The sequence below is a fragment of the Micromonospora sp. WMMD956 genome (assembly GCF_029626125.1).
Classification (GTDB): Bacteria; Actinomycetota; Actinomycetes; order Mycobacteriales; family Micromonosporaceae; genus Micromonospora; species Micromonospora carbonacea.
Window position 1 is genome coordinate 1,841,584 of the sequence record NZ_JARUBI010000005.1, and the last position, 26,211, is coordinate 1,867,794.

General features: G+C 75.6%; 22 protein-coding genes. 8 read left to right on the plus strand and 14 right to left on the minus strand.

What is annotated here, in order from left to right:
- Positions 1 to 28: 28 nt before the first annotated feature.
- Positions 29 to 445 (minus strand): ester cyclase, encoded by a 417-nt coding sequence (locus O7628_RS08545; protein WP_278129438.1) that lies wholly within the window; start codon positions 443 to 445, stop codon positions 29 to 31.
- Between the two features lie 194 nt (positions 446 to 639).
- Between O7628_RS08545 and O7628_RS08550 the strand changes: the two genes are divergently transcribed.
- Together O7628_RS08550 and O7628_RS08555 are read left to right on the plus strand one after the other, a co-directional pair.
- Positions 640 to 1,680, plus strand: a complete 1,041-nt coding sequence (locus O7628_RS08550) for a glutathione S-transferase C-terminal domain-containing protein (RefSeq protein WP_278136259.1) — start codon at positions 640 to 642, stop codon at positions 1,678 to 1,680.
- 125 nt (positions 1,681 to 1,805) lie between these two features.
- Positions 1,806 to 3,068 carry a S8 family peptidase gene (locus O7628_RS08555; RefSeq protein WP_278129439.1) on the plus strand — a complete coding sequence of 421 codons (1,263 nt, stop codon included), beginning with the start codon at positions 1,806 to 1,808 and terminating at the stop codon, positions 3,066 to 3,068.
- Between the two features lie 96 nt (positions 3,069 to 3,164).
- Here the strand turns inward: O7628_RS08555 and O7628_RS08560 are convergent, their stop codons facing one another.
- Positions 3,165 to 4,127, minus strand: coding sequence for a complex I subunit 1 family protein (locus tag O7628_RS08560; protein ID WP_178066463.1), 963 nt, complete (start codon positions 4,125 to 4,127; stop codon positions 3,165 to 3,167).
- Complete coding sequence (locus O7628_RS08565; protein ID WP_278129440.1) at positions 4,127 to 4,813, minus strand: NADH-quinone oxidoreductase subunit C; 687 nt, start codon at positions 4,811 to 4,813, stop codon at positions 4,127 to 4,129. The genes O7628_RS08560 and O7628_RS08565 overlap by 1 nt, the downstream gene beginning before the upstream one ends.
- A gap of 125 nt (positions 4,814 to 4,938) precedes the next feature.
- Between O7628_RS08565 and O7628_RS08570 the strand changes: the two genes are divergently transcribed.
- Positions 4,939 to 5,985 carry a glucose 1-dehydrogenase gene (locus O7628_RS08570; RefSeq protein WP_278129441.1) on the plus strand — a complete coding sequence of 349 codons (1,047 nt, stop codon included), beginning with the start codon at positions 4,939 to 4,941 and terminating at the stop codon, positions 5,983 to 5,985.
- Between the two features lie 21 nt (positions 5,986 to 6,006).
- Here O7628_RS08570 and O7628_RS08575 read toward each other — a convergent pair whose 3' ends face one another.
- The 5 genes from O7628_RS08575 to O7628_RS08595 form a co-directional block, all read right to left on the minus strand.
- A complete protein-coding gene (locus O7628_RS08575) occupies positions 6,007 to 7,323 on the minus strand; it encodes a DUF2252 domain-containing protein (RefSeq protein WP_278129442.1) in 1,317 nt (438 codons plus the stop codon).
- A gap of 556 nt (positions 7,324 to 7,879) precedes the next feature.
- Positions 7,880 to 8,461 (minus strand): NADH-quinone oxidoreductase subunit B, encoded by a 582-nt coding sequence (locus O7628_RS08580; protein ID WP_278129443.1) that lies wholly within the window; start codon positions 8,459 to 8,461, stop codon positions 7,880 to 7,882.
- 87 nt (positions 8,462 to 8,548) lie between these two features.
- The gene (locus O7628_RS08585) at positions 8,549 to 10,138 is read right to left on the minus strand and encodes an aminotransferase class V-fold PLP-dependent enzyme (RefSeq protein ID WP_278129444.1); all 1,590 of its coding nucleotides are present in this window, start codon (positions 10,136 to 10,138) and stop codon (positions 8,549 to 8,551) included.
- Entirely contained in the window at positions 10,135 to 11,595 is a 1,461-nt protein-coding gene (locus tag O7628_RS08590) for an MFS transporter (RefSeq protein WP_278129445.1), read from the minus strand. The genes O7628_RS08585 and O7628_RS08590 overlap by 4 nt, the downstream gene beginning before the upstream one ends.
- A 32-nt stretch (positions 11,596 to 11,627) precedes the next feature.
- Complete coding sequence (locus O7628_RS08595; RefSeq protein ID WP_074472481.1) at positions 11,628 to 11,942, minus strand: MGMT family protein; 315 nt, start codon at positions 11,940 to 11,942, stop codon at positions 11,628 to 11,630.
- A gap of 13 nt (positions 11,943 to 11,955) precedes the next feature.
- Between O7628_RS08595 and proB the strand changes: the two genes are divergently transcribed.
- On the plus strand, positions 11,956 to 13,113 hold the full coding sequence (gene proB / locus O7628_RS08600) for a glutamate 5-kinase (protein ID WP_278129446.1): 1,158 nt from the start codon (positions 11,956 to 11,958) through the stop codon (positions 13,111 to 13,113).
- 69 nt (positions 13,114 to 13,182) lie between these two features.
- On the plus strand, positions 13,183 to 14,427 hold the full coding sequence (locus O7628_RS08605) for a glutamate-5-semialdehyde dehydrogenase (protein ID WP_278129447.1): 1,245 nt from the start codon (positions 13,183 to 13,185) through the stop codon (positions 14,425 to 14,427).
- 90 nt (positions 14,428 to 14,517) lie between these two features.
- On the opposite strand, the gene O7628_RS08610 is transcribed toward O7628_RS08605, so the two are convergent.
- From O7628_RS08610 to O7628_RS08635, 6 genes are all read right to left on the minus strand, one after another.
- Entirely contained in the window at positions 14,518 to 15,495 is a 978-nt protein-coding gene (locus O7628_RS08610; protein WP_278129448.1) for a prenyltransferase/squalene oxidase repeat-containing protein, read from the minus strand.
- 177 nt (positions 15,496 to 15,672) lie between these two features.
- Complete coding sequence (gene moeZ, locus O7628_RS08615; protein ID WP_074472834.1) at positions 15,673 to 16,854, minus strand: adenylyltransferase/sulfurtransferase MoeZ; 1,182 nt, start codon at positions 16,852 to 16,854, stop codon at positions 15,673 to 15,675.
- A 106-nt stretch (positions 16,855 to 16,960) separates the two neighbouring features.
- Complete coding sequence (locus tag O7628_RS08620) at positions 16,961 to 17,875, minus strand: DUF3152 domain-containing protein (protein WP_278129449.1); 915 nt, start codon at positions 17,873 to 17,875, stop codon at positions 16,961 to 16,963.
- 175 nt (positions 17,876 to 18,050) lie between these two features.
- Positions 18,051 to 18,995: a DUF3152 domain-containing protein gene (locus O7628_RS08625; protein ID WP_278136260.1), complete on the minus strand. Its 945-nt coding sequence runs from the start codon at positions 18,993 to 18,995 to the stop codon at positions 18,051 to 18,053.
- A complete protein-coding gene (locus O7628_RS08630) occupies positions 18,992 to 19,966 on the minus strand; it encodes an alpha/beta hydrolase (protein ID WP_278129450.1) in 975 nt (324 codons plus the stop codon). The genes O7628_RS08625 and O7628_RS08630 overlap by 4 nt, the downstream gene beginning before the upstream one ends.
- A gap of 127 nt (positions 19,967 to 20,093) precedes the next feature.
- Positions 20,094 to 23,051 (minus strand): hypothetical protein, encoded by a 2,958-nt coding sequence (locus O7628_RS08635; RefSeq protein WP_347405152.1) that lies wholly within the window; start codon positions 23,049 to 23,051, stop codon positions 20,094 to 20,096.
- A gap of 147 nt (positions 23,052 to 23,198) precedes the next feature.
- Between O7628_RS08635 and O7628_RS08640 the strand changes: the two genes are divergently transcribed.
- The 3 genes from O7628_RS08640 (at position 23,199) to O7628_RS08650 (ending at position 26,179) form a co-directional block, all read left to right on the plus strand.
- On the plus strand, positions 23,199 to 23,837 hold the full coding sequence (locus tag O7628_RS08640) for a TetR/AcrR family transcriptional regulator (RefSeq protein ID WP_043965396.1): 639 nt from the start codon (positions 23,199 to 23,201) through the stop codon (positions 23,835 to 23,837).
- A 65-nt stretch (positions 23,838 to 23,902) separates the two neighbouring features.
- Positions 23,903 to 24,130: a DUF3107 domain-containing protein gene (locus tag O7628_RS08645; protein WP_007073114.1), complete on the plus strand. Its 228-nt coding sequence runs from the start codon at positions 23,903 to 23,905 to the stop codon at positions 24,128 to 24,130.
- A gap of 384 nt (positions 24,131 to 24,514) precedes the next feature.
- Positions 24,515 to 26,179, plus strand: coding sequence for a DEAD/DEAH box helicase (locus O7628_RS08650; RefSeq protein WP_278129451.1), 1,665 nt, complete (start codon positions 24,515 to 24,517; stop codon positions 26,177 to 26,179).
- The last annotated feature ends 32 nt before the right edge of the window (positions 26,180 to 26,211 follow it).

A 26,211-nucleotide genomic window follows, 5' to 3' on the forward strand; every position in this document is an offset into this window, starting at 1 on the left:
GGCGGGGCGGCGGCGTGCCGAAGCGGGGTCAGGGGCCGGTGAGCGGCGGGAGCATCTCGACGCCGAGCTGCTGGAGGAGCTGGAACAGCTCGGTGGCGTGCCACACGTCGACGATCCGCCCCGCCGGGTCGAAGCGCAGGAACGTCGCCCCCGAGAAGCTCGCCACCCGCCCGGTGGGCGGCACCGGCCCGAACGGGCCGGCCTGGGTGCCGGCGGCCCGCCAGCGCAGGGCCACCCGGTCGTCGGCGGCCACCACGTCCACGAGCTTGTAGCGCAGGTCGGGGAAGGCCGCCCGCCGCTCGCGGTGCCAGGCCAGGACCGCCTCCGGGCCCGTCCCGCCCAACCCGGGGCAGCCCGCCGCCACCAGCTCGTACACCGACTCCTCGCGCCCGGCGTTCCACACGTCGGCGACGAAGCGCCGGGCCGCCGCCTCCCTGTCGCTCACCGGGGCAGCCTAGCCAGCCGGCCCTCCCGTACGACGCGGGGTGCGGCGCTCTCGGCGGGCCCGGAACGTGGCGATCGGGGCTCGGCGGGCCCCGGGGCGGCGGATCGGTCAAGATGGGACGGACGGAGACGGCGAGGCGGACGGCAGGGGGCGACGTGGGCGACGAGGCAGGCGCGACGACCGGCGACAAGGGCGTGGAGCCCGGCGCGAGCGGCGCGGAGCCCGGCGGGAAGTACGTGGAGCCCGGTGGGGAGTTCACCCGGGACCAGCGGTACATCGCCACCCGGATCACCGCCGACGGGCGGGACGGCTGGCCGGTCGAGCCCGGTCGCTACCGGCTGGCGGTCAGCCGCGCCTGCCCCTGGGCCAACCGGCTGATCATCGTGCGCCGGCTGCTCGGCCTGGAGGACGCCATCTCGATGGCGGTGGCCGGGCCGACGCACGACGCCCGGAGCTGGACGTTCGACCTCGACCCGGGCGGGCGGGACCCGGTGCTCGGCATCGAGCGCCTCCAGGAGGCGTACTTCAAGCGGTTCCCCGGCTACGAGCGGGGGATCACCGTGCCGGCGATGGTGGACGTGCCGACGGGGCAGGTGGTCACCAACGACTACGCCCAGATGAGCCTGGACCTGTCGACGGAGTGGACGGCGTACCACCGCGAGGGCGCGCCCGAGCTGTACCCGGCCCGGCTGCGCGACCAGATCGACGAGGTCAACGCCGTGGTCTTCGCCGACGTCAACAACGGCGTGTACCGGTGCGGCTTCGCCGGCAGCCAGGGGGCGTACGAGGCGGCGTACCGGCGGCTGTTCGACCGGCTCGACTGGCTGACCGAGCGGCTGTCGGGGCAGCGGTACCTGGTCGGCGACACGATCACCGAGGCCGACGTGCGGCTGTTCACGACGCTGGTCCGCTTCGACCCGGTCTACCACGGCCACTTCAAGTGCAACCGGAGCAAGCTGTCGGAGATGCCGGTGCTGTGGGCGTACGCCCGGGACCTGTTCACCACCCCCGGGTTCGGCGACACGATCGACTTCGACCACATCAAGCGGCACTACTACGAGGTGCACCGGGACATCAACCCGACCGGGGTCGTCCCGCTCGGCCCGGACCTGGCGAACTGGCTCACCCCGCACGGCCGGGAGGCCCTCGGCGGCCGGCCCTTCGGCGACGGCACCCCGCCGCCGCCCCCGCCGCCCGCCGAGCGGGTCGACCCGGCGCACACCCCGCTGGGCTGAAATCACATCGATGCTCTTCATTAGTTAACACTCGCTTCAATTCAGGCTGATCGACTTGAGTGGCCTGCGCCGCCGGCTTTTCGCCGGTGTTCGGCGCAGGCCGTCCACAGTTGAGGAGATCAGCCTTGCGGAAGCCAGGTCGCAGAACGGCACGCCTCGGCGTGCTGGCCGGCGTGATCACCGGAGCGCTCGTCACCACCCTCGCCGTACCCGCGTCGGCCGCCCCCGGCGCGGCGGAGCCCGGGCGTCCCGCGCCCGCCCCGCTGCGCCCGGGCGGACCGGAGGCCGCGCCGGACCGGTACATCGTGGTGCTCGCCGACCCGCCCGCCGGCACCGACCGCGCCACGCGCACCGCCCGCACGAGCCGGGCCGCCGCCGTCGCCGAGCGCGCCGGCGGCACCGTGCTCAACCGCTACACCCACGTTCTCGACGGGTACGCCGCCCAGCTCTCCCCGGCGGCCCTCGCCGCCGTGCGGGCCGACCCCGCCGTCGCGTACGTCGAACGGGACAGCCGCATCTACGGCGGCGGCGCCGACGACTTCTCGGCGTCTGCCGTCCAGTCGAACCCGCCGTCCTGGGGGCTGGACCGCATCGACCAGCACTACCTGCCGCTGAACAACAGCTTCGGCTACACGTCGACCGGGTCCGGCGTCACCGTCTACGTGGTCGACTCGGGCATCCGGGCCAGCCACGTCGACTTCGGCGGCCGGGCCAGCGGCGTCTACGACGCGGTCGGCGACGGCAACGGCACCAACGACTGCCACGGCCACGGCACGCACGTCGCCGGCACCGTCGGCGGCGCGACGTACGGGGTGGCCAAGTCCGTCACCATCAAGGCCGTGCGGGTCCTCCAGTGCGACAACTCCGGCTGGACGACGGACCTGATCGAGGGCATGGACTGGATCGCCACCCACCACGACCCAGTGTCGGTGGCGAACTTCAGCCTCCAGGGGTACGGCACCACCCCCAACACCGCGGCCGAGAACCTGATCGACTCGGGCGTGCACACCGTCTTCATCGCCAACAACTTCAACACCGACGCCTGCACCAACGGCCCCCGGTCGTCCCGGGGCGTCACCGTCGCCGCGACCGACGTCACGGACACCCGGGCCTCGTTCTCCAGCTACGGCACCTGCGTCGACGTCTTCGCCCCCGGCGTGAACATCACCTCCGCCGGCATCGCCTCGAACACGGCCGTCGCGTCCGGCTGGTCGGGCACCTCGATGGCCGCGCCGCACGTCACGGGCTGGATGGCGCGCTACCGGCAGCAGTTCCCGACGGCCACCCTCGCGCAGGCCAAGAGCGCGCTGATCGCCGCCGCCACCACCGGCGTGGTGATCGACCCGGGACCCGGCTCGCCGAACCGCCTGCTCTACGCCGCCCCGTAACCACCGGCGGCCCCGCCGCACGCCGCGTCACCGGGCGTGCCGGCTGGTTAGGAAGGGCCCCTTGTACAACAGAATGCGTTAACAGGGGGCCCTTCCTTACATCCAGACGCGGACGGTGGCCGTGAGGACTAGCTGGGCGAGGGAGGCCGGCACCAGCACCAGCCAGCACAGCCGCTGGAGCTGGTCCTCGCGCAGCCGGGGGTACGACACCCGCAGCCAGATGATCACGAACGAGACGGCGAAGACCTTCAGCAGCGTCCACAGCCAGCCGAGCTGCGCGTCGGCGAACGGGCCCTGCCAGCCGCCGAGGAAGAGCACGGTGGTCAGCGCGGCGATCACCACGATGCCGACGTACTCGGCGAGCAGGAAGAACGCGAAGCGCAGCCCCGTGTACTCCGTCAGGTAGCCGAAGACCAGCTCCGAGTCGGCGACCGGCATGTCGAACGGGGGCCGCCGGATCTCGGCCAGCCCGGCCACGAAGAAGACGATCATCGCGGGGGCCTGCCAGAGCAGCCACCAGGGCCGCCACGCCTCGACGATCCCGGGCAGGCTCAGCGTGCCGGCCGCCATCGCCACCGACGCGGCGGCCAGCACCAGCGGCAGCTCGTAGCCGAGCAGCTGGGCGGCCCCGCGCAGCCCGCCGAGCAGGCTGTACTTGTTGGCCGACGCCCACGCCGACATCAGCACCGCCACCACGCCCACCCCGACCACGGCCAGGACGAAGAACAGGCCGATGTCCAGCGGCTGGCCCACCAGGTCGCCGGGCCCGAGCGGGATCACCAGCAGGGCGAGCAGGTAGGGCACCAGGGCCACCACGGGGGCCAGCCGGAACACCGCCCGGTCCGCCTCGCGGGGGGTCACGTCCTCCTTCTGCACGAACTTGACCCCGTCGGCGACGAGCTGCGCCCAGCCGTGGAAGCCGCCCGCGTACATCGGGCCGAGCCGGCCCTGCATGTGCGCCATCACCTTGTGCTCGGCCTGCCCGACGACGAGCGGCAGCGTGAGGAAGGCGACCAGCACGCCGACCACCCGCAGCACGGCCTCCAACCAGTCAGGCATCAGGCCGCGCCCCCGTCGCCCCGCGTCGCGCCCTCGCCCCGGGTCGCGCCCCCGCCCCGCGTCGCGCCCTCGCCCCGCGTCGCGCCGGCGGGCGGCCCGGCGGCCGGTGGCGACGTCGGCCCCCACTCGCCCGGGGCGGGCACCCCCGGCGGGCGCACCGCGCGGCGACCACCGGCCGCCGTCGACTCGCCCGGCTCCTTCGCGCCCGGCCACGGCTTCGCCACCCGCGAGGCGAGCACGAACTCCTTGCGCAACGGGTGCCCCTCGAACTCGGGCGGCAGCAGCAGCGGACGCAGCTCGCCGTGCCCGGGGAAGTCGACGCCGAACATCTCGAACGTCTCCCGCTCGTGCCAGGCCGCGCCGGGGTAGAGGTCGACGACCGAGTCCACCCGGGGCGCGTCCCACGGCACCCGGGTGCGCAGCAGCAGGCCGTGCCGACGCCCCGTCGACCACAGGTGGGCGACTACCTCGCAGCCGTCGGCGAGCTGGTCGACGGCGGAGAGCCAGTCGAAGAAGTCGCAGCCCAGGTCGGCGTCGTCGCGGGCCGCGCGCAGCGCGTCCCGCCAGCTCGCCGGGGGTACGTCGACGGTGGCCCGCGCGTACGCCTGGCCGCCGGACACCGACGCGGTGGCCTCGACGGGCGCGATCAGCGCGACCAGCCGCTGGCCGACCTCTTCGGGAGTCATGCCGCTGATCCTATGACCGACGCCGGTCCCCCGGGGCGGCCCGGATGCCGGTTCTGCCGGGCGGACGGCGGGCCGGATGCCGGATTCGCCGAGCGGCGGCGCGCCCGGCGGTGAAGGATGGGGTCGTGCGCGCCGTGACCGTCAGCCCCGGAGTCCGCGACTCGCTGCGCCTGGTGGACGACTACCCGGAGCCGCACGCCGAGGAGGGGGCGATCCTCGTCGAGGCGCTGGCCGTGGGGATCTGCGGCACCGACCACGAGATCGTCGAGGGCGCCTACGGCGAGGCCCCGCCCGGCGCGGCCGCCCTGGTGCTCGGGCACGAGTCGCTGGGCCGGGTGGTGGAGGACCCGAGCGGCACCCTGCACCCCGGCGACCTGGTGGTCGGCATCGTCCGGCACCCGGACCCGGTGCCCTGCGCCAACTGCGCGGTCGGCGAGTGGGACATGTGCCGCAACGGCGAGTACACGGAGCACGGCATCAAGGGGCTGCCCGGCTTCGCCCGGGACCGGTGGCGGGTGCAGCCGCGCTTCGCCGTCGGGCTGGACCCCGTCCTCGCCCCGGTGGGGATGCTGCTGGAGCCGACCAGCGTGGTGGCGAAGGCGTGGGACCACATCGAGCGCATCGGGGCCCGCGCCGAGTGGCAGCCGCAGACCGCGCTGGTCACCGGGGCCGGGCCGATCGGCCTGTTGGCGGCGCTGCTGGCCACCCAGCGCGGGTTCGCCGTGCACGTGCTGGACCGCGCCGAGACCGGGCCGAAGCCGGACCTGGTCCGGGCGCTCGGCGCGACGTACCACACGGGGCCGGTGGGCGGACTCGACCTCGTGCCGGACGTGGTGGTGGAGTGCACCGGCGCGCCGGCGGTCGTGCTCGACGCGATGTGCAAGGCCGGGCCGATCGGCATCGTCTGTCTCACCGGCGTGTCCAGCGGCGGCCGGACCCTCGACTTCGACGCCGGGGCGCTCAACCGGGAGCTGGTGCTGGAGAACAACGTGGTGTTCGGCTCGGTCAACGCCAACCGGCGGCACTGGGACCTGGCCGCCACGGCGCTGGCCCGCGCCGACCAGTCCTGGTTGAACGCGCTGATCACCCGCCGGGTGCCGGTGGCGGAGTACGCGCAGGCGTACACCCCCACCGGCGACGACATCAAGGTGGTGCTGGACTTCACCCGGTGAGCGGGCCGGCCCCGGGCCTGATCAGATGCCGGGCAGCCGGCCGTTGCGGAAAAGGTCGACGAAGAGCTGATGGTCCTCGCGGGCCCGCAGCCCGTACGCGTGGGCGAACTCCACCAGGCCCGCGACGAACCCGTCGGGGTCCGTGTCGACCGCCGCGACGATCGCCTCCTCGGTGGAGTAGTCGACCAGGTCGTGACTGGACTCGTCGTCGGCGACCGAGTGCATCCGGGCCACCGCCCGGCCCAGGTCGGCCAGCACCCCGGCCAGCTCCTCCGGCTCGTTGACGTCCGACCAGTCCAGGTCGGCGGCGTACGGGGAGACCTCCGCGACGAGCTGCCCCGCCCCGTCCAGCTCGGTGAAGCCCAGCCACGGGTCGGCGTGGGCCTGGAGCGCCCGCTGCGACTCCGCCGTCCGGTGCCCCTGGTGCCGGAAGTACGACCGCACCCGCTCGTCGTCGATGTGCCGGGCGACCGCCGGCACCTGGGCCTGCTTCATGTAGATGACGACGTCGTTCTCCAGCGCCTCGGTGTGCCCCTCCAGCAGCAGGTTGTACGACGGCAGCCCGGCCGAGCCGATGCCCACCCCCTTGCGCAGCACGACGTCCTTGATGTGCGCGGAGACCGGGCGCAGGTTCGCCGAGGACTCGGGCAGGCTGCCCAGGTAGTCGGCGAACGCGGCGCAGACCTTCTCCCGGGTGTCGCCGTCGATCTCGAACACCCCGTCGCCGAGGGAGAACCGGCGCTCGTAGTTGTCGACGGTGGTCTGCGCGGCGAGCAGGTCCACCCGGGTGTTGAGCCGGGCCTGCTGGAGCACCCGGCGCAGCACCCCGTCGGCGTTGTCGAGGGTGATCGAGCCGATCGCGTCGTCCCCGCCGGCGGCGATGGCCCGCAGCTCCGTCAGGTACGACCGGGCGAAGCCGGCGACCAGGTCACCGATCGCGCGGTCGGAGAGCGCCTTGGCGTAGCCGAGCAGGGCGACGCTGGCGGCGAGGCGGCGCAGGTCCCAGGTGAACGGCCCGACGTACGCCTCGTCGAAGTCGTTGACGTTGAACACCAGCCGCCCGGAGGCGTTCATGTAGGTGCCGAAGTTCTCCGCGTGCAGGTCCCCGTGGATCCATACCCGGCTGGTGCGCTCGTCGAGGAACGCGTCGTCGGCGAAGTCGCCCCGCTGGTCGGCGTAGAAGAGCGAGGCGCTGCCCCGGTAGAACGCGAACGGCGAGGCGGCCATCTTGCGGAACTTGCGGCGGAACGCCGCCGGGTCGAGCGCCATCGACGCGCCGAACTCCTCGGTCAGCACGTCGACGATGAAAGCGGAACGCTTGTCCGCAGACTGGTTCATGGCCGCAGGCTAATCCCACCCCGCCACCGCCCCGCCCGCCCCCTGGGTCGCGCCCGGCCGGTGCGGCTCTCGGCCAGGAGACGCGGCTCGGCCGCCGAGCGGGGCCAGGCGAGGTGGGTCGGACGGCCGCGCCGAACCCGACGCCGCGGGCACGCGGGATGATCCGTGCACAGCCACCAGCGGGGACCGCGAATGTCGCTCTGGGTGACGAAGCGTTGGCGGCACAGGACACCCGCGGCTCGCTTTGCTCTGCACCCACCCACGCAACACCGTCACGGAGTCGGCCATATGCAAGGTCACGAATGGGCGGAAGCGGGTAGCCGCCGACCACTCTGCGCGAGCGTTGCGTGGGCGGGTGCAGAGCAAAGGGCCGCGCTGGAGTCATGCCGTCGGCGAGCCAGGTCGCGTTCTGTCATCTGTTGATCGATGACCGGGGACGGCGGTAGCCACCGGCCCGCGAACGGGAGATCTTGGCAGCAGATGGCCCCTCCGGGGGCCGAAATCTTCCAAGATCTGCCTAGTCATTGCTCGTCGCCGCCCTGCCCGGGCAGTACAGCTAGGGGACGGTGGGCGGGCGGACCGGCGGGGCGGTCAGCGAGTCCACCGGTCGGGGCGGCCGGGCGGCGACGGGCGCCGCGTCGGCCGGGGAGGCCAGGGGGTCGGGGCGGGGGACGCCACCGATCCCGGACTGCTCGGCGGCGATCTTCTCCTGGAGGCGCAGGATGCCGTGCAGCAGCGCCTCCGGGCGGGGCGGGCAGCCGGGCACGTACACGTCGACGGGGATGAGCTGGTCGACGCCCTTGGTCACCGAGTACGAGTCCCAGTAGGGGCCGCCACAGTTGGAGCACGCGCCGAAGGAGATGACGTACTTGGGCTCGGGCATCTGGTCGTAGAGCCGCTTGATCGCCGGGGCCATCTTGTCGGTGACCGTGCCGGAGACCACCATCAGGTCGGCCTGGCGCGGGCCGTGGGCGAACGGGATGACGCCCAGCCGGATGAAGTCGTGCCGGCCCATGCTGGTGGCGATGAACTCGATGGCGCAGCAGGCCAGGCCGAAGTTGAACACCCACAGCGAGTAGCGGCGGCCCCAGTTCAGCACGAACCGGATCGGCTCCCCGAGCACTGCCGGCAGCTGCACGACCGCCCCCTCTCTCCTCCGCGCCAGTCAACCACAGCCGCCGCCCGCCCCGAACGGGACAGCTCGGGGCGGCGGCTCAGGGGCAGCTCAGTAGGTCGGGCGTTGCAGCAGGCCGACGAACTCGACCAGCAGCCGCTCCCGCAGGGCCGGCGGGGCGGCGTCGAGCAGGGCGTTGACGGTGGCGTCCGGCGCGAAGCCGCCGCCGGGGCCAACCGCAGCGTCGCCCGGGCCAACCGCCGCGTCGCCCGGGCCAGCCGTCGCGTCGCCAACGCCGGCCACCACCGGGCCCGGGCCAACCGCAGCGCCGCCGAGGCCAAGGGCGGCGGCCAGGCCGGCGACCAGTTCCGGGGTGAGCGCGTCGGGGGTCAGCGTCGCGGCGAGCGCGGTCAGCTCGGCGGGCAGCTCCACCGGGCCGGCGGCGCGGGCCGCCGCCGCCGCGTCGGCCAGGTCGGGGCCGAACTCCGCCACCCGGGGGGCCACCGCGGCGGTCACCGTGAGGTGCACGCTGGCCGGCAGGTCACCGTACGAGAGTTGGGGCTGGGTGTGCCAGCCGCGGGCGGTCAGCTCGTCGACCAGCACGAACAGGTCCAGCGTCGGGTCGGTGGAGGTGAAGCAGACCACCGTCGACTCGGGCTCGGCCAGCAGCCGCAGCCCGGCGGTGCCGCGTACCGCGTCGGCGAGGCCGGCCACGGCGTCGCGGGTGGCCGCCGCCAGCCGCAGGTAGCCGTCCTCGCCGAGGTGGCGCAGGGTGGCGTACGCGGCGGCGATCGGGCCGCCGGAGCGGGTGGAGGCGATCACCGGGTTGACCATCGTGTAGCCGGGCCAGTCGGCGTACGCGAAGAACTGCGGGGCGCGCAGCGCCGGGGTGCGGTGCAGCAGCACGGAGACGCCCTTCGGGGCGTACGCGTACTTGTGCAGGTCGACGGAGATCGAGGTGACCCCGGCGACGGCGAAGTCGAACGGCGGCACCGGCTCGCCGAGGCGGCGCAGCCAGGGCAGCGTCCAGCCGCCGAAGCAGGCGTCGACGTGGCAGCGCACCCCCGCCTCGGCGGCCACCGCCGCGATCTCGGCGACGGGGTCGACGACGCCGTGCGCGTACGAGGGGGCGGAGCAGGCCACCAGGACCGTGTCGGGGCCGATCGCGGCGGCCACGGCGGCGGCGGACGGCCGCAGGGTCACCGGGTCGACGGGCACCGGGTCGAGGGCGACCCGCAGGTAGTGGGCGGCCTTGGCGAACGCCGCGTGGGCGGTCGTCGGCACGGCGATGCGGGGCGCGGCGACGTCGGGGCGGGCGTCACGGGCGGCCTTCACGGCGAGGATCAGCGACTCGGTGCCGCCGCTGGTGACGCTGCCGACGACGTCGGGGGCGGTGCTGGCGGGGCCGCCGCCGAGCAGCCGGGACGCCGCCCCGACCAGCGCGTTCTCCATCGCCAGCAGCGACGGGAACGCCGTCGGGTCGAGCCCGTTGACGTGCGCGCTGCCCGCGTGGGCGGCGGCGGCCAGCTCGTCCAGGCCGGGCACGGCCGGGTCGTAGACGTACGCGAAGAGCCGCCCCCCGTGCGTGGGCCGGTCGCCCGCGCGCAGCGCCTTGACGTCGCCGAGCACCCGCTCGGCCGGCAGCCCGCGCTCCGGCAGCGCCCGGCCGGTGTCCTGGCCGTTGTCCTGGTCGTCGCTCATGCGGCGGTGCCGTTCCTCTCGTGGTGGCCGGTCCCCTGGTGGCCGGCGGCGACGGTAAGCAGGTCGTCCCGGGTGAGCGTGTAGTGGCGCAGCAGGAGCAGGGGCGGGCCGACCAGCAGGGCGGGCAGCACGGTGAAGCCCAGCAGCACGCCGAGGCGGGCCGCGTCGGACTGCGCCGCGGCGGTGCCGGTGTCGGAGGAGACGTAGCCGCTGAGCTGGAGCACCAGGCCGTAGATGCCGGGGCCGAGGGCGAGGCCGAGGGTCTCCCCCGCCGTCCACAGGCCGGTGAACACGCCGGCCTGCCGGCGGCCGGTGCGCGCCGTGTCGTACGCGATGCAGTCGGGCAGCATGGCCAGCGCGAAGACCTGCTGGCCGGCGTACCCGACGCCGATGACCGCGACCACGAGATAGACCGCGACGGCCGGCAGCGCCGGCGCGGCGACCAGGCCGGCGGCCCCCGCCGTGAGCAGCACGGACGCGGCGACCAGCGCGGACCGCTTGCCGACCCGCGCGCCGACGCGGGTCCACAGCGGCATCACCAGCAGCGCCGGCCCGACGAAGCAGGCGAACAGCACGGTCGGGCCGGTGGTGGGGTCGCGCAGCACCTGGTCGGCGAAGTAGCTGACCCCGGCCAGGATGGTGGCCACCCCGGCGGACTGGATCACGAAGCAGACCAGCAGCGCCCGGAACGGCCGGTTGCGGGCGGCGACGGCGAGCTGGGCGCGCAGTGTCGGCTCGCTCTCGCCGACCGTGCCGGTGGGCGCGCCCCGGGTGCCGAGGAACGCGCCGAGGGTGCCGAGCACGATCAGCGCGGCGACGAACAGGCCCATCCAGCGGTGCCCGGCGACGCCGTCGCCGCCGGCGGTCACCACGGCGGGGGCCACCGCGCCGGAGACCAGGATGGCCACCGCCAGCACCGCGATCCGCCAGCTCATCAGCCGGGTACGTTCGGCGTAGTCGTCGGTCAGCTCGGCCGGCATCGCCACGTACGGGACCTGGAAGAACGCGAACGCGGTCGCCGTGGCGAGGAAGGCGAGGGCGACGTACGCCCCGGCGGCCGGGCCGGCGTCGAACGGGGCGGCGAAGATCGCGGCGAACAGCACGGCGAGGGCGAGCCCGCCGAGCAGCAGGTACGGCCGGCGGGCCCCCCAGCGCGACCTGGTGCGGTCGGAGATCCGCCCGGCGACGGGGTTGACCAGCACGTCCCACGCCTTCGGCAGGAGCACCAGCAGGGCGGCCACCCCGGCGGCGACGCCGAGGGTGTCGGTCAGGTAGGGCAGGAGCAGCAGCCCCGGCACGGTGCCGAAAGCCCCGGTGACCAGGGAGCCGAGGGCGTAGCCGGCGTGCACCCGGCGGGGCAGGACGTGGCCGCCGGACTGCGGAGCGGCCCCGCCCGCGCCGGGCTGCGGCGCCTGGGCCGCGGGCGGCGTCCCGGGTCCGGCGGGCGGCAGCGTCATGACGCCGAATGTTACTCACGTTACGGTCGCGGTCACATCCCCTCTTCCGGCGACCAGGCCGCCGCGGCCATGTCCACCCCCGTCCCGCCCAGCGGGGCGCCCTCGGCGCGCAGCCGGGCCCGCGCCTCGACCTCGTGACCGGGCGGCAGCCGGCCCGCCGAGGTGACCACCCGGTGCCACGGCACCCCGCCCCCGTGCCGGGCCATGATCGAGCCGACCAGCCGCGCCGACGCCCGCCCCGAGCGCTCGGCCAGCGCGTCGGCCACCGCGCCGTACGACATCACCCGGCCAGGCGGGATGCGCTCGACCAGCTCCAGGACCGCCTCGACGTACTCCGCAGGTGTCACGAGCTGCCACGATATGGGAACGCCGCCGGGGCCCGCCGACCCGACCGCGCAGAATGGGCGGGTGCGTCTCGCAGTCACCTCGGCCCGGCGGGTCGTCGTCAAGATCGGCTCGTCCTCGCTGACCACCGCGTCCGGGGGCCTCGACGACGCCCGCGTCGACGCGCTGGTCGACACCCTCGCCCGGCTCGCCGCCGACGGCCGCGAGGTGGTGCTGGTCTCCTCCGGCGCGATCGCCGCCGGGCTCGCCCCGCTCGGGCTCAGCCGCCGCCCGCGCGACCTGGCCACCCAGCAGGCCGCCGCCAGCGTCGGCCAGGGCCTGCTGATCGGCCGGTACGCGGCCGGCTTCGCCCGGCACCGCCTCACCGTCGGGCAGGTGCTGCTCACCGTCGACGACGTGACCCGGCGGGCGCACTACCGCAACGCGTACCGGACGCTGCGCAAGCTGCTCGACCTGCGGGCCGTGCCGATCGTCAACGAGAACGACACCGTCGCCACCGAGGAGATCCGCTTCGGCGACAACGACCGGCTCGCCGCCCTCGTCGCCGCCCTCGTCCACGCCGAGCTGCTGGTCCTGCTCTCCGACGTCGACGCCCTGTGGACCGGCGACCCGGCCCGCCCCGGGTCGACCCGGATCACCGACGTCCACGACGAACGCGACCTGGCCGGCGTGCAGATCGGCGGGGCCGGGCGGGCCGGCGTCGGCACCGGCGGCATGGTGACCAAGGTCGAGGCGGCCCGGATCGCCACCGGCTTCGGCATCCCGGTGGTGCTCACCGCCGCCCCGCTCGCCGCCGCCGCGCTGGCCGGCGACGAGGTCGGCACCCTGTTCCACGCCGAACGCAGACGCCCGACCGCCCGGCTGTTCTGGCTGGCCCACGCCACCACCCCGCGCGGCCGGCTGCACCTCGACGCGGGCGCGGTGGCCGCCGTGGTGGGGCGGCGCAAGTCGCTGCTGCCGGCCGGGATCACCGCCGTCGACGGGGCGTTCACCGCCGGCGACCCCGTCGACCTGGTCGACTCGGGGGGCGCGCCGGTGGCCCGGGGGCTGGTCAACTACGACGCCGTGGAGCTGCCCGGGCTGCTCGGCCGCTCCACCGGCGAGCTGGCGGCGGCGCTCGGGCCGGCGTACGAACGTGAGGTCGTCCACCGCGACGACCTGGTGCTGCTGTAAGCAGGGGCCCCCTGTTAACGCATTCTGTTGTACAGGGGTCCCTTCCTAACACCGTGAGGAGTGAGCTGGATGAGCGTCGTCGAGCAGGCCAGGCGGGCCCGGGGCGCGGCGGAGGCCCTGGCGGTCGCCACGCGTACCACCAAGGACGCCGCGCTGGTGGCGATGGCCGACGCGCTGGTCGCGCGTACCGCCGAGATCGTGACCGCGAACGCGGCGGACCTGGCGGCCGGGCGGGAGGCCGGGCTGAGCGCGGCCATCCTGGACCGGCTCGCGCTCAACGCCGCGCGGGTGGCGGGCATCGCCGAGGCGCTGCGCGAGATGGCCGCGCTGCCCGACCCGGTCGGCGAGGTGGTCCGCGGCTCGACCCTGCCCAACGGGCTGGAGCTGCGGCAGGTCCGGGTGCCGTTCGGGGTGGTCGGGATCATCTACGAGGCCCGCCCCAACGTGACCGTCGACGCCGCCGGGATCTGCCTGAAGTCGGGCAACGCGGCGCTGCTGCGCGGCTCCGGCTCGGCGGCGCACTCCAACGCGGCCCTGGTCGCGGTGCTCCGCGACGCGATCGCCGACGCGGGCCTGCCGGCGGACGCCGTGCAGCTGCTCGACGCCAGCTCCCGCGACTCGGTCAAGGAGCTGATGCGGGCGCGCGGCCTGGTCGACGTGCTGATCCCGCGCGGCGGGGCGTCGCTGATCCGCACCGTCGTCGAGGAGTCGACGGTGCCGGTGATCGAGACGGGGGTGGGCAACTGCCACGTGTACGTCGACGCCGCCGCCGACCTCGCCAAGGCCGTCGCGATCACCCTGAACGCGAAGACCCAGCGCCTGTCGACCTGCAACACCGCCGAGTCGCTGCTGGTGCACGCCTCCGTCGCGGACGCGTTCCTGCCGGCGGTGCTGGCCGCGTTCGCCGAGGCCGGGGTGACGGTGCACGGCTCGCCGGAGGTCGCCGCGTACTCGTCGGCGGTGGTGCCGGCGACCGACGAGGACTTCGCCACGGAATACCTGTCGGCCGACATCTCCGTCGCCGTCGTCGATTCGCTCGACGCGGCGGTGGCGCACATCCGCCGGTACGGCACGGGGCACACCGAGGCGATCGTCACCGACTCCCAGTCGGCGGCCCGCGAGTTCGTGGCCCGGGTGGACGCGGCGGCGGTGATGGTCAACGCCTCGACCCGGTTCACCGATGGCGGCGAGTTCGGCTTCGGCGCGGAGATCGGCATCTCGACGCAGAAGCTGCACGCCCGGGGGCCGATGGGCCTGCCGGAGCTGACCAGCACGAAGTACGTGGTGACGGGCGACGGCCACCTGCGGGGGTAGGGGTAAGGAGGGGCCCCCTGTTAACGCATACGGTAGAGAGGGGTTCCCTTCTCACCCCGCTGGGCGGGGCTGAGGCGGCGGTGGTGCCGGTCAGCGGCAGGCGCGGATCGCCGCCAGGGTGGTGTGCACGTCGAACTGGTGGCCGTCGTCGCTCTCCCAGCCGCCGTCGCTGCGCTGGGTCTCGGTCAGCCGGCGGCGGGCCGCGACCAGCGTCCAGTGCTGCTCGTCGACGCCGACCCGGCGCAGGGCGGCCGCCAGCGACGCCGCGTTGGCCGGGGAGAGCTTCGGCATCCGGTCGGCCAGCACCACCTGGATCCGGGCCGACTCGTAGAACAGCTCCTGCTGGTGGAAGACCGCCGCGCTCAGCCAGCCGACGGCCAGGTACGACGGGAAGGTGCCGTCCGGCTGGAGCTGCCCGGCGAGGGCCCGGACGCCGGCCTGCACGGCACCGGCGTACGTGTCGCCGGCGAGCTGGTTGCCGGCGAGCTGGTTGCCGGCGTGCGGGCTGCCGGCGTGCGGGCTGCCGGCGTGCGGGCTGCCGGTCGCCTGGTCGGGCGGGCCGGCCGGCCAGCGGGGGTCGGGCGGGGGAGCCGACCAGCGGGGGTCGGGCGCGTGCGTCGACCAGCGGCCGGGCGGTGCGGCGGCTCGCGCCGCGTCCAGGTCGGCGACGGTGAGCCAGAAGGTGACGGTGGCGGTCAGGTACAGCCGCGCCTCGGGGTCGCCGGGCCGGGCCCACCAGGGGGCGTCGTCGGCGAGGGCGGCGTCCTCCTCCCAGCCGCCGTCGGCCTGCTGCCAGGACGCGAGCCAGTCCAGCGCCCGGCGGGCGGCGGGCCGGCCGAGCGCGCCGAGGTCGTCCAGCTCGGCGAGACGGAAGCAGGTGGCGTCGACCGAGGCGAGGTCGGTGCCCCACACGGCGGGCCAGCCGCCGGTGGGCGTCTGCCCCACCTCGGCGCTGTCGAGCAACTCCGGCGACGGTGTCGCGCCGGCCCGCAGCCAGGACAGCCGGGCCCGTTCCACCGCGTCACCGTGCGCCACCACGAACCCGATCGCGGCGTCCAAGTCGACCACGGCAGGAACGCTACCGACGCAGACGCGATCCCACCTCGGATGGTCGGCCGGGCGACACTGGGCGAGCAGGTGCCAACGGTGGGCGAGCAGATGTGAACGGTGGGCGCGCGGATGTGAGAAGGGGCCCCTTCTCTGCCGTAAGCGTTAAGAAGGGGCCCTTCCTTGCACCGCCAGCGGTCAGTACGCCGGCAGCGAGGGGTCGATCTGCTTGATCCAGGACAGGACGCCGCCCTGGACGTGCACCGCGTCGCGGAAGCCGGCCGCCTTGAGCGCGGCGAGCGCCTCGGCGGAGCGGACGCCGGACTTGCAGTGCAGCACGATCTGCTTGTCCTGCGGCAGCTTCGCCAGCGCCTCGCCGGAGATGATCTCGCCCTTGGGGATGAGCGTCGAGCCGGGGATCCGGACGATCTCGTACTCGGCGGGCTCGCGGACGTCGACGAGGAAGATGTCCTTGCCGGCGTCCTGCCACTCCTTCAGCTCGGCTGCGGTGATCGTCGCGTCGACCACCGCCTCCTGGGCCTCCTCGGAGACCGCGCCGCAGAAGTCCTCGTAGTCCTCCAGCAGGTCGGTGACCGTCGGGTTCTCGCCGCAGAGCACGCAGTTCGGGTCCTTCCGGACCTTGATCTTGCGGTAGCTCATCTCCAGGGCGTCGTAGACCATCAGCCGGCCGACCAGCGGCTCACCGATGCCGGCGAGCAGCTTGATCGCCTCGTTGACCTGGATCGAGCCGATCGACGCGCAGAGCACGCCGAGCACGCCGCCCTCGGCGCAGGAGGGGACCATGCCGGGCGGCGGGGGCTCCGGGTAGAGGCAGCGGTAGCAGGGGCCGTGCTCGGCCCAGAACACCGACGCCTGGCCGTCGAACCGGTAGATCGACCCCCAGACGTACGGCTTGCCGAGCAGCACCGCCGCGTCGTTGACCATGTAGCGGGTGGCGAAGTTGTCGGTGCCGTCGACGATCAGGTCGTAGCCGGAGAAGATCTCCCGCACGTTGTCCCGGTCCAGCGCCGTGTTGTGGATCTCCACGGTGACCAGCGGGTTGATCTCCCGGATCGACGCGGCGGCGGACTCGGCCTTGGACCGGCCGACGTCGGAGACGCCGTGGATGACCTGCCGCTGGAGGTTGGACTCGTCGACGGTGTCGAAGTCGATGATGCCGAGCGTCCCGACGCCCGCCGCGGCCAGGTAGAGCAGGGCCGGCGAGCCGAGACCGCCGGCGCCCACACAGAGCACCCGAGCGTTCTTCAGCCGCTTCTGCCCCTCGACCCCGACGTCGGGGATGATCAGGTGGCGCGAGTAGCGGCGGATCTCGTCAACGGTCAGCTCGGCGGCGGGCTCGACGAGCGGGGGCAACGACACGGTGGACTCCCCGGGATCGGCGTGGGTGACGAGCCATTGTCACTCGCCGGAGCGCCGGTCGGCCATGAGCAGGGACACCCGCCCGACATGCGGGAGCGGGAATATCTCAGGTGCCCGGGACCTGCTCCCCCGCGTACCGCCTGCCGTCGAGGTAGGGCCAGGGGTTCGCGACGCAGCCGTCGAGGCCGTACGTCTGCTGCTGCATCACCGGCGCGGGCTCGCCCGGCCCCGGGCACGCCTCGTGCAGCTCGCCGAGCTCGTGCCCGACCTCGTGGTTGACCACGTACGTGCGGTAGGCGTCCAGCGGGGCGCCGTAGTCCGGAACCGCCTCCATCCACCGGGCCAGGTTGATGATCACCTGACCGGGCAGGCGGCAGGAGGTGTACCGCTCGGTGCGCAGCCCGCCGAGCGCGCACATCCGCTCCGAGGTGACGGGGGTGGCCAGGTAGACGGTGAAGTCCACCTCGGGTGCGGAAACCCCGGAGACACCGGGGGCGGAGGGGTCGGAGGGGGCGAAGGGGGCGGCGGCGGCTTCCGGGCCGGCGGGGGCGGCGGGCCCGGCCACCCGTTGCAGCCGCACCTCGCCCGAGGCGGTCCAGCTGCGCGGGTCGCCCAGCGCCTCGTCGACCGCCTCGGCGAACGCGTCCGCGTCCTGGCCCGTGTCCCGCTCGACGAGCACCCGGTAGCGGCGCACCGGCCCGCCCGCGCCCCGGACCGGGGACCCGCCCGCGGCGGCGACGAACCGGCCGGGTCCGCTGGTCGGCCAGTCGCCCGACCGCCCCTGCTCGGCCCGACCGGCCTGGTCGGCCCGGTCGCGCGGCGCGGCCCCGACGCTGTGGTCGCCCGCGCCGGCCCCCGCCCCGCCGGGCTGCGCCGGCCCGGTCGGCGGCACCGCGCCGAGGACCAGGAGCACGGCGGCGGCGACGGCCACCAGGGCGGACAGGCCGCCGAGCGCCGTACGGGGCCCCGGGCGACCCGGCCGCCGGGGGCGGTACGCCCCGGACCGGGAGAGGGAAGTCACCTCGTCAGCCTGACAGACAAATCGCGCCCAACTGCGCTTTTACCGCTAGCAGTGCGAGAAGCCCTCGCCTTTCCCTGCGCGCCCCGCCCCGGCCGCAGCGACGGGAACCGCCCCGGTCACGGCGGCAGGCCCCCCATCACCGCGGCAGGCCCCCATCACCGCGGCAGGCCCCCGGTCACAGCGGCGGGCCGGCGTAGCGGCGGCCGTCCCGGTACGGCCACGGGTTCGCCACGCAGCCCTTGAGGAAGAGGGTCTGCTGCATCATCACCGGCGCCGGCCGGCCCGGCTTCGGGCAGCGCTCGTGGCCGTGGCCCAACTGGTGCCCGACCTCGTGGTTCACCACGTACGTCCGGTAGACCGCCAGCGGCACCCCGGCCGCGACGAAGTGCGGCACCGACAGCCGCCACCGGTCGAGATTGATGATCACTTTCCCGGGCGCGCGGCAGGAGGTGTAGGGCCGCCCGTCCACCCGGATGTCGACCCCGCCGGCCGCGCACATCCGCGCCGCCGTGCCGGCCGTGGCCAGGTAGACCGTGAAGTCGTGCCGGGCCGTGCCGGGCACCCGTTGCAGCCGCAGCCGGCCGCTGTCCACCCAGCTTCCCGGCCCCGCCAGCGCCTCCTGCACCGCCGTGCCGAAGTCGCCCGCGTCCTCGCCCGCCTCCCGTTCCACCGCCACCCGGTAGCGGCGCAGCGCGCCGGCCGCGCCGAGCACCGCGCCGGGGCGGTCGTCGTACCGGAAGCCGCCCCCGCCGGCCGACGGCACGGGGCCCGGGATCCGCAGCACCGGGGACGGCCCGGGGGCCGGCGGGGCGCCGGGGTCGACGGGCGGGGAGCCGCCGAACGCCGCCGCCGGAGGGCCGCCGGGGCCCGGCGACGCCGGGGCCGGGGCCGCGCCGCCCGGCGGGGCCGGTGTGCGGGCGGCCTGGTCCACGGCCAGCGCCTCGACCTCGGTCGGGGGCCCGCCGCCGGTCGGGGGCCGGGCCGTCAGCAGGACCGCGCCGGCCAGGACGCACCCGGCGAGGGCGGCGGCCGACAGCAGGGCCCGCCGGCGGGCGGGCGGGGTTGCGGGGGAATTCGGGCGGGAAGCGCGACGAGGCAGGAATCCGGGCATCCCGGTCAGGATGCCACGTCACGGACCGTCACGGGGTTCGCCACTTCGTCGAGCAGACCGAGCACCGCGCGGGCCACCGTGCGGGGCACCTCCAGCTGGGCCACGTGCCCGACGCCGCGCAGCATCAGCAGCCGGCTGTCCGGGATCACCCGGGCGGCCTGCGGGGCCACCCGCACGTCGACCAGCCGGTCCTCGGACCCGCCGATCACCAGCGTCGGCACCCGCACCGCCGCCGCGAGCCGCCACAGCGACTCCGGCCCCCGCAGGTAGGAACGCAGGAAGCTGGAGACCAGGCCGCGGAAGGTGCGCACGTACACGGAGGCGTAGTGCGCGGCCTGGTAGCGCAGCAGGATCTCCTCCAACGCCTCCCGCCGGCGCTGCTCGCTGATCCGGGTCAGGTCGGCCACGCAGGACTCCAGCACCTGCTGCGCCATCACCTCCGGATCCAGCCGGGCCAGTTGCCAGCCGACGAGCCGCTCCCCGCGCGGGACGGCCAGCAGCGGCAGCATCCGGCCCTGCAACGAGCGGCGGAAGTCCAGGAAGGGCAGGGCCGGGGAGATCAGGGTCAGCGTGCGTACCAGGTCCGGGCGCAGCGCGGCGACCCGCACCGAGATCGCCCCGCCCAGCGAGTTGCCGAGCAGGTGCACCGGCCCCCGGCCGGAGTGCTCGATCCAGCGGACCACGTGCTCGGCGAACGCGGGGACGGTGTAGCGCCGGCTCGGCTCGCTGTGCCCGAATCCCGGCAGGTCGATGGCCTGGCCGTCGAGCCGGTCGGCGAGCAGCCCGGCCAGGTCGGTCCAGTTCTGCGACGACCCGCCGAGGCCGTGGACGTAGAGCGCCGGCTCCGCCCCGGCGGCGGTGGCCGGGGTGTCCCGGACGTGGGTGACGGTGCCGTCGAGGCGTACCTCCCGACCGGGCCACGGCGGCGGGGTGCCGTGCGGGGGCAGGTGGTGGTCCGGCCCGAGGATGGCGGCTTTCATGGCACCAAGTCTGCCCGCGCCCGCCGCGTCCCGCCCGCGTTGCGCCCACCGGCCGGCGACGGCCACGCCGGACCGCCGACCGGCCCCGCACCGGGAGCCGCCCGTCGGGCGCGCCCGGCCCGGCGGCTCACGCGAGCAGCGCCTCCAGGCGGCGATTGACGGCCGCCAGGGTGGCCCGGACGACGGCCTGCCGGGGGTCGCCGGCCACCAGCGCCGAGCCGGCGAGCTGCTCGACCCAGCCGTCGCAGACCAGCAGCACCACGACCGTGGCCACCTCGCAGTTGCCGAACGGCACCACCGCCGCGTGCTCGACGAAGCACCGGCCCCGGTCGGGCTCCTGCTCGCCGCCGCGCAGCAGCTGGTCCACCGCCGCCGCGGCGGCGACGGCGCAGAGCCGCAGCACGTAGCCGTCGACGGCGGGCCCGGTCGCGTAACCGGATGCGGTCTCCCGGTCGGCGAGGAGGCGGACCTCGACGTTCGCGTCGAGGCCGAACGTGCTCACCTGGACGTGGTCGATCACCACGCGGGGCCCCGGCGCGCCGCCGGTGTCCAGCGGTCGCGAGGGCGCGGTCTCCGTCGTGGTCATCTGCCCACCGGAGTACGAGGAGCCGAGCGTCGCCGGGCTGCCGGTCGCGAGCCCGGCGGGGGCGGCGCTGACCTGGCCCGGCTCCTCCACGGCGGCCCGGCCCCGGTGCGTGGTCGCCTGGCGACGCCGGCGCGGCGGCTCCCCCGCCGGGTCGGCCCGGCGGTCGAGCCGGGGCGGCGGCGCGTCGGCGGACGGTCGCCCCTCCGGCAGCCGGCCGGCGGCCCGGGGGTCGGCGGGCCGCCGCTCGGGGGGCCGGGGGGCGGCGCCCCGCAGGTCGGGGCGCGCCTCGGCGGAGCGGCGACGCACGGGCGGGGGCGGGACGCCCGGTGGCCCCGCGGCGTCCTGCGGGGCGGCGGCCAGCCCCATCCGATCCTGGAGCAGACGGGCCACCTGGCGGCTCACCTCGGCGGGGTCGGCGCCGTCGGCGAGGTCGAGCCGCAGGCTGTGCGCGCCGGCCGGGGTGCGGCGCAGGGCCGCGTCCCGCACCCCGGCGACACCGCGCACGGCGTCGAGGATGGCGTTGACGTCGAACCCCTCGGGCCGCTCCTGCGGCGGGGCGGGCTCGTCGTCGCGACGAAGGTGGGTGGCGATGCGGGCGAGCTCCGGGGTCTCTGCGGGGGGCTCCACGGCTGGCGGCTCCGGCACGACGGGCACGTCCGGTTCGGCGGGGACGCGCTGCGGCAGCACCGCCGTGCGGTCCGGCTGCCGGCCCCCGTCGGCCGGGGCGGCCGGGTTCACCGGGTCGGGTGCGGATCGGCGGGCCGCGTACGGGGGTGCGCTCGCCGGGGCGGGCGCGGGCGGGGTGCGGACCAGCCGGCCGATCCCGCTCGTGGCGGGCACGGCGGTCGGTCCGGCACCGGTGGCGGTGGCGGTCGGCGGTCGGCCGGGTGCGTCGGTGGGCGGGGCGTCCTCGGGGACCGGACGGAGCCGGAAGGGCCGGGCGGCGGCCCGGACCTCGGCCGGGTCGACGGCTGCGGCGGACGAGGTCCCGGGCCCGCCGGCGGGCGGGGCGGACGCCGGGTGGGCACCGGCCCAGGCGGGGCGCTCGGCCGGCTCCGGGGCGGGTCGGGTGGCCGGCTCGGACCCGGCACGCGGCTCGGACCCGGCACGCGGCTCGGACCCAGCACGCGGCTCGGACCCAGCACGCGGCTCGGACCCGGGACGGGGCACCTCGTACGGCCGGACCGGCTCGGCGCGGACCGGCTGGTACGGCCGGACCGGCTCGGCGCGGACCGGCTCGTAGGGCCGGGTCGGCTCGGCGGCGTAGGGGTGGACCGGCTCCGGCGGGTGGCCCCGACCGGCCGGTGGGGCCCAGTCGGCCGCCCGGCCCTCGCGCGACGGCGGACCGGCCTGCTCGGCCTCCGCGCGCGCCGGGCCGTTCGGCTCGGCCTCCGCGCGGGCCCGACGCCCGGCCAGCTCGTCCACGCCGGCCCGACGCCCGGCCAGCTCGTCCACGCCGGCGCGGCGGTCGGCGGTGTCCTCGTCGGCGCGCAGGCGACGCCCGGCCGGTTCGTCGTCGCGGGACCGGCGGGCGGGCTCGTCTTCGTCGTCGCGGGACCGGCGGGCGACCGGCTCGCCCTGGTCGCGGGACCACGGCGGCGCCCACCCACCACCCCAGCTCGGGCGGTTCCAGTCGGGGCCGGCCCAGCCCGGCGGGGGCGGCGCGGCGGTCTCGTCGCGCCCCCGGTCGGGCTCGCCGGGATAGCCGGGGCGGCCGCCCCGGTCGGGCTCGCCGGGATAGCCGCCACGACCCGGCTCGCCGGGCCGGCCGCCGCGACCGGGCTCGGCCGCCGGGTAGCCGCGCGGGTCGTCGTCCTCGGGCGGGAACCGGTGGGCCCAGTCGTACGGCCCGCCGGCGGTCGCGCCGTGATCGGGGGCGGCGCGGTCGGCGGGGAAGCCGCGCGCCGCGTCGAAGCCGGGGTCGGCCGGTGGGGCCTGACCGGCGGGGGGCGCGGACGCCGGGGCGTCGTCGTCCGGCCAGTGACCCAGGCGGGAGGCCGGCTGGTCGTCGGAGGAGTGCCGGGCGGCGGGGTCGGGGTCGCCGCCGCGCGCCGGGGCCGACCGCTCCAGGGCGGAGGCCGGGCGCTGCGCGGGGACGGCCAGCCGGTCGTCGTCGGCCTCCCAGCCGGCGCCCTCGGCGTGCGGCGGCGCGCTGACCGGCGTGGGGCGGCCCGGGCGCGACTCGTCGCCGGGGTGGCTCACGCCGTTGACGTGCGGGTGGCCGTTGACCCGGGTCGCGGGCTCGCCCCGGGTCGCCGGGCCGGGCAGGGGGGCCGGCAGGTCGCCGTGGCGGGGCGACGAGGCGCCCCAGCCGGACACCGGCTCGGCGCGGCCCCAGCCGGACGGCGCCTCCCGCGACGCGCCGGCGTCGCCGCCACCGGACCAGCCGGTCGCCGAGGGCGCCCACCCGCTGACGGAACGGGCGAGGTCGTCCTGCTGACCCGTGCCGTCGCCGTGCTCTCCCGGGGTGGCGGCACCGGGTTGCCCTGCTTCACTCACCGCGCGCTCCTTGGTCGCCCCCGCTGAGGCTACCGTGTGGTGACAGTGGCGATAAGTTACAGCGGCGGGCCAATTCCGCGCGGGGTTCGTCGACCCCGACCGGTTCGGGCGATATGCCGGCTCGTACGACCAGTTTCGGAGGTTCCCATGACGGCTGTGGGGAACGGTGCCCAGACCGCCGGCCGGCCCACGCGTTTGCCCCGCTCCGCGCGGCGCAAGCAGCTGCTCGCGGCGGCCCAGGAGGTGTTCGTCGCGCAGGGCTACCACGCCGCCGCGATGGACGACATCGCCGAGCGGGCGGGGGTTTCCAAGCCGGTGCTCTACCAGCACTTCCCGGGCAAGATGGAGCTCTACCTGGCGCTGCTGGACACGCACTGTGACGCGATCGTGGCGAAGGTGCACGACGCGATGCGGGGCACCAACGACAACAAGGAACGCGTCAGCGCGTCGGTCCGCGCGTACTTCGACTTCGTCGACCACGAGAGCGAGGCGTTCCGCCTGGTCTTCGAGTCCGACCTGCGCAACGACCCGGCCGTGCGGCAGCGGGTGGAGCGGGTGGAGCAGGGCTGCATCGCCGCGATCACCGACACGATCATCTCCGACACGGGGGTGAGCCGGGCGCACGCCGAGCTGCTCGCCTCCGGCCTGGTCGGCGCGGCGGAGACGGCCGCGCAGTTCTGGCTGGCCGGGGGCCGGCAGGTGCCGAAGGCCGAGGCCGAGGCGCTCGTGGCGGCGCTGTCCTGGCGGGGCATCGCCAGCTTCCCGTTGCAGGGTGAGTCAGCCTGAACATCCGGCCGTGAGATCGGATAGCCTTCCCACGGCGGCTTTTTCGCCCCAGTTGAGGAGGCACCGTGGAGGTCAAGATCGGCGTGCAGTACGCGCCGCGCGAGCTGGTTCTGGAGAGCGCGCAGTCGCCGGCCGAGATCGAGCAGATCGTGACCGACGCCTTCGCGAAGGACGAGGGGACGCTCTCCCTGACCGACGAGAAGGGCCGGCGGGTCATCGTGCCGGTCAACAAGGTCGCCTACGTCGAGATCGCCGAGGCGTCGCCCCGGGCGGTCGGTTTCACCGTCCGCTGAGCTCCCTGCGGGAGACCGGCGGCCAGAGGCGCTGGCCGGCCCGACCGCGCAGGTCGGCCGGCCGGGCCCGCCCACCCCGCCCCGAACGCGGCGCAACGGGGCGCAATCGGGTGACATTCATGTGACCCAGGTCACAATCACCGACCCCAATTGTGGGTACCCTGCCCTGAACAGGGACGACACCGGGGCGGCTCAGGTAGTATGGGGCAGTTGCCGTGGGCGCTGATCCGGCGAAGGGTCGATCCGACCCGAAGCCCTGCACCACGGCGCGCGTGCGGCCCGGTCCGGCTCGGCGATCTCGCCCCCGACCGTGTGGCCCGCGCACTACCGTCCGCGCCCTGAGGACCTGAGGGGCGCACCACGAGAGGGCACCCCCAAATCCATATGAGCGATCAGATCTTCGATCCCACAGCCGGCCAGGAGCTGGCACCGACCGCCCCGGTCCGCCCGGAGGCACCCACCTTCGCCGAGCTCGGCGCCCGGCCGGAGACCGTCGAGGCGCTGGCCGCGGCCGGCATCACCCGCGCCTTCGCCATCCAGGAATACGCGATCCCGATCGCGCTGCGCGGCGTCGACATGATCGGCCAGGCGCCGACCGGCACCGGCAAGACCCTCGGCTTCGGCGTGCCGCTGCTGGAGCGCGTCTTCGCCCCGGCCGAGGGCGGCGACGGCGTGCCGCAGGCCCTCGTCGTCGTCCCCACCCGCGAGCTGGGCATCCAGGTCGCCAAGGACCTGGCCGCCGCCGGGCGCACCCGGGGCGTCCGGGTGCTGCCGATCTACGGCGGCGTGGCGTACGAGCCGCAGATCGACGCGCTGCGCAAGGGCGTCGAGATCCTGGTCGGCACGCCGGGCCGGCTGATGGACCTGCAGAAGCAGAAGCACCTGCGCCTCGACCGGGTGCGCGCGCTGGTGCTCGACGAGGCCGACCGGATGCTCGACCTGGGCTTCCTCGACGACGTCGAGAAGATCCTCGCGATGCTGCCGGAGGACCGGCAGACGATGCTCTTCTCGGCCACCATGCCGGACCCGATCGTCACCCTGTCCCGGCGCTTCCTGCGCCAGCCGATGACGATCCACGCCGGACACACCGCCGAGACCGGGCCGTCGCCGCAGACCGAGCAGCTGGTCTACCGCACCCACTCGATGAACAAGATCGAGATCGTGGCCCGCATCCTCCAGGCGGAGGGGCGCGGCCTCACCATGATCTTCACCCGCACCAAGCGGGCCGCCGACCGGGTCGCCGAGGATCTCGACTTCCGCGGCTTCGCCGTGGCCGCCGTGCACGGCGACCTCGGCCAGGGCGCCCGGGAGCGGGCGCTGCGCGCGTTCCGGGCCGGCAAGATCGACATCCTGGTCGCCACCGACGTGGCCGCCCGGGGCCTGGACGTCAGCGGCGTCACCCACGTCATCAACTACGACTGCCCCGAGGACCAGGACACCTACACCCACCGGATCGGCCGCACCGGCCGGGCCGGCGCCACGGGCGTCGCGGTGACCTTCGTCGACTGGGACGACATGCCCCGCTGGCGGATCATCGACAAGACGCTCGGGCTGGAGATGCCGGAGCCCCCGGAGACGTACCACACGTCGCCGCACCTCTACACCGACCTGGCCATCTCCCGCGACGTCACCGGCACCCTGCCGACGGCGGAGCGGACCCGGGCCGGGCTGTCCGCGGAGGTCGAGGAGGACCTCGGCGGCCGGTCCCGGCGCGGCGAGTCCGGCGGCCGGAGCCCCCGGCGCGGCGAGCGGGGCGAGTCCCGTGGGCGCGGCGAGCGCCGCCGGGGCCGGCCCGACGGCGACGCCGCCGATGGCCCGGCCGAGCAGGCCGCCGAGGGCGAGGCCCGCACCCCGCGCCGCCGGCGTCGCCGCCGGGCCGGCGAGGTCGTGGCCGGCGAGCCGACCGCGGTGGTCGCCGCCGAGCCGTCCGGCGCCGAGCCCGCCGCCGCTGCGGCGGCGGCTGACGGCGACCCGGCCAAGCGCCGCCGCCGACGCCGCCGGGGTGGCGGTTCCGGCCCGGGTACGCCCGCCGAGGCGACCGCCGACTGACCCACGCGCGACCGTCGACATCCCCCGCCCGG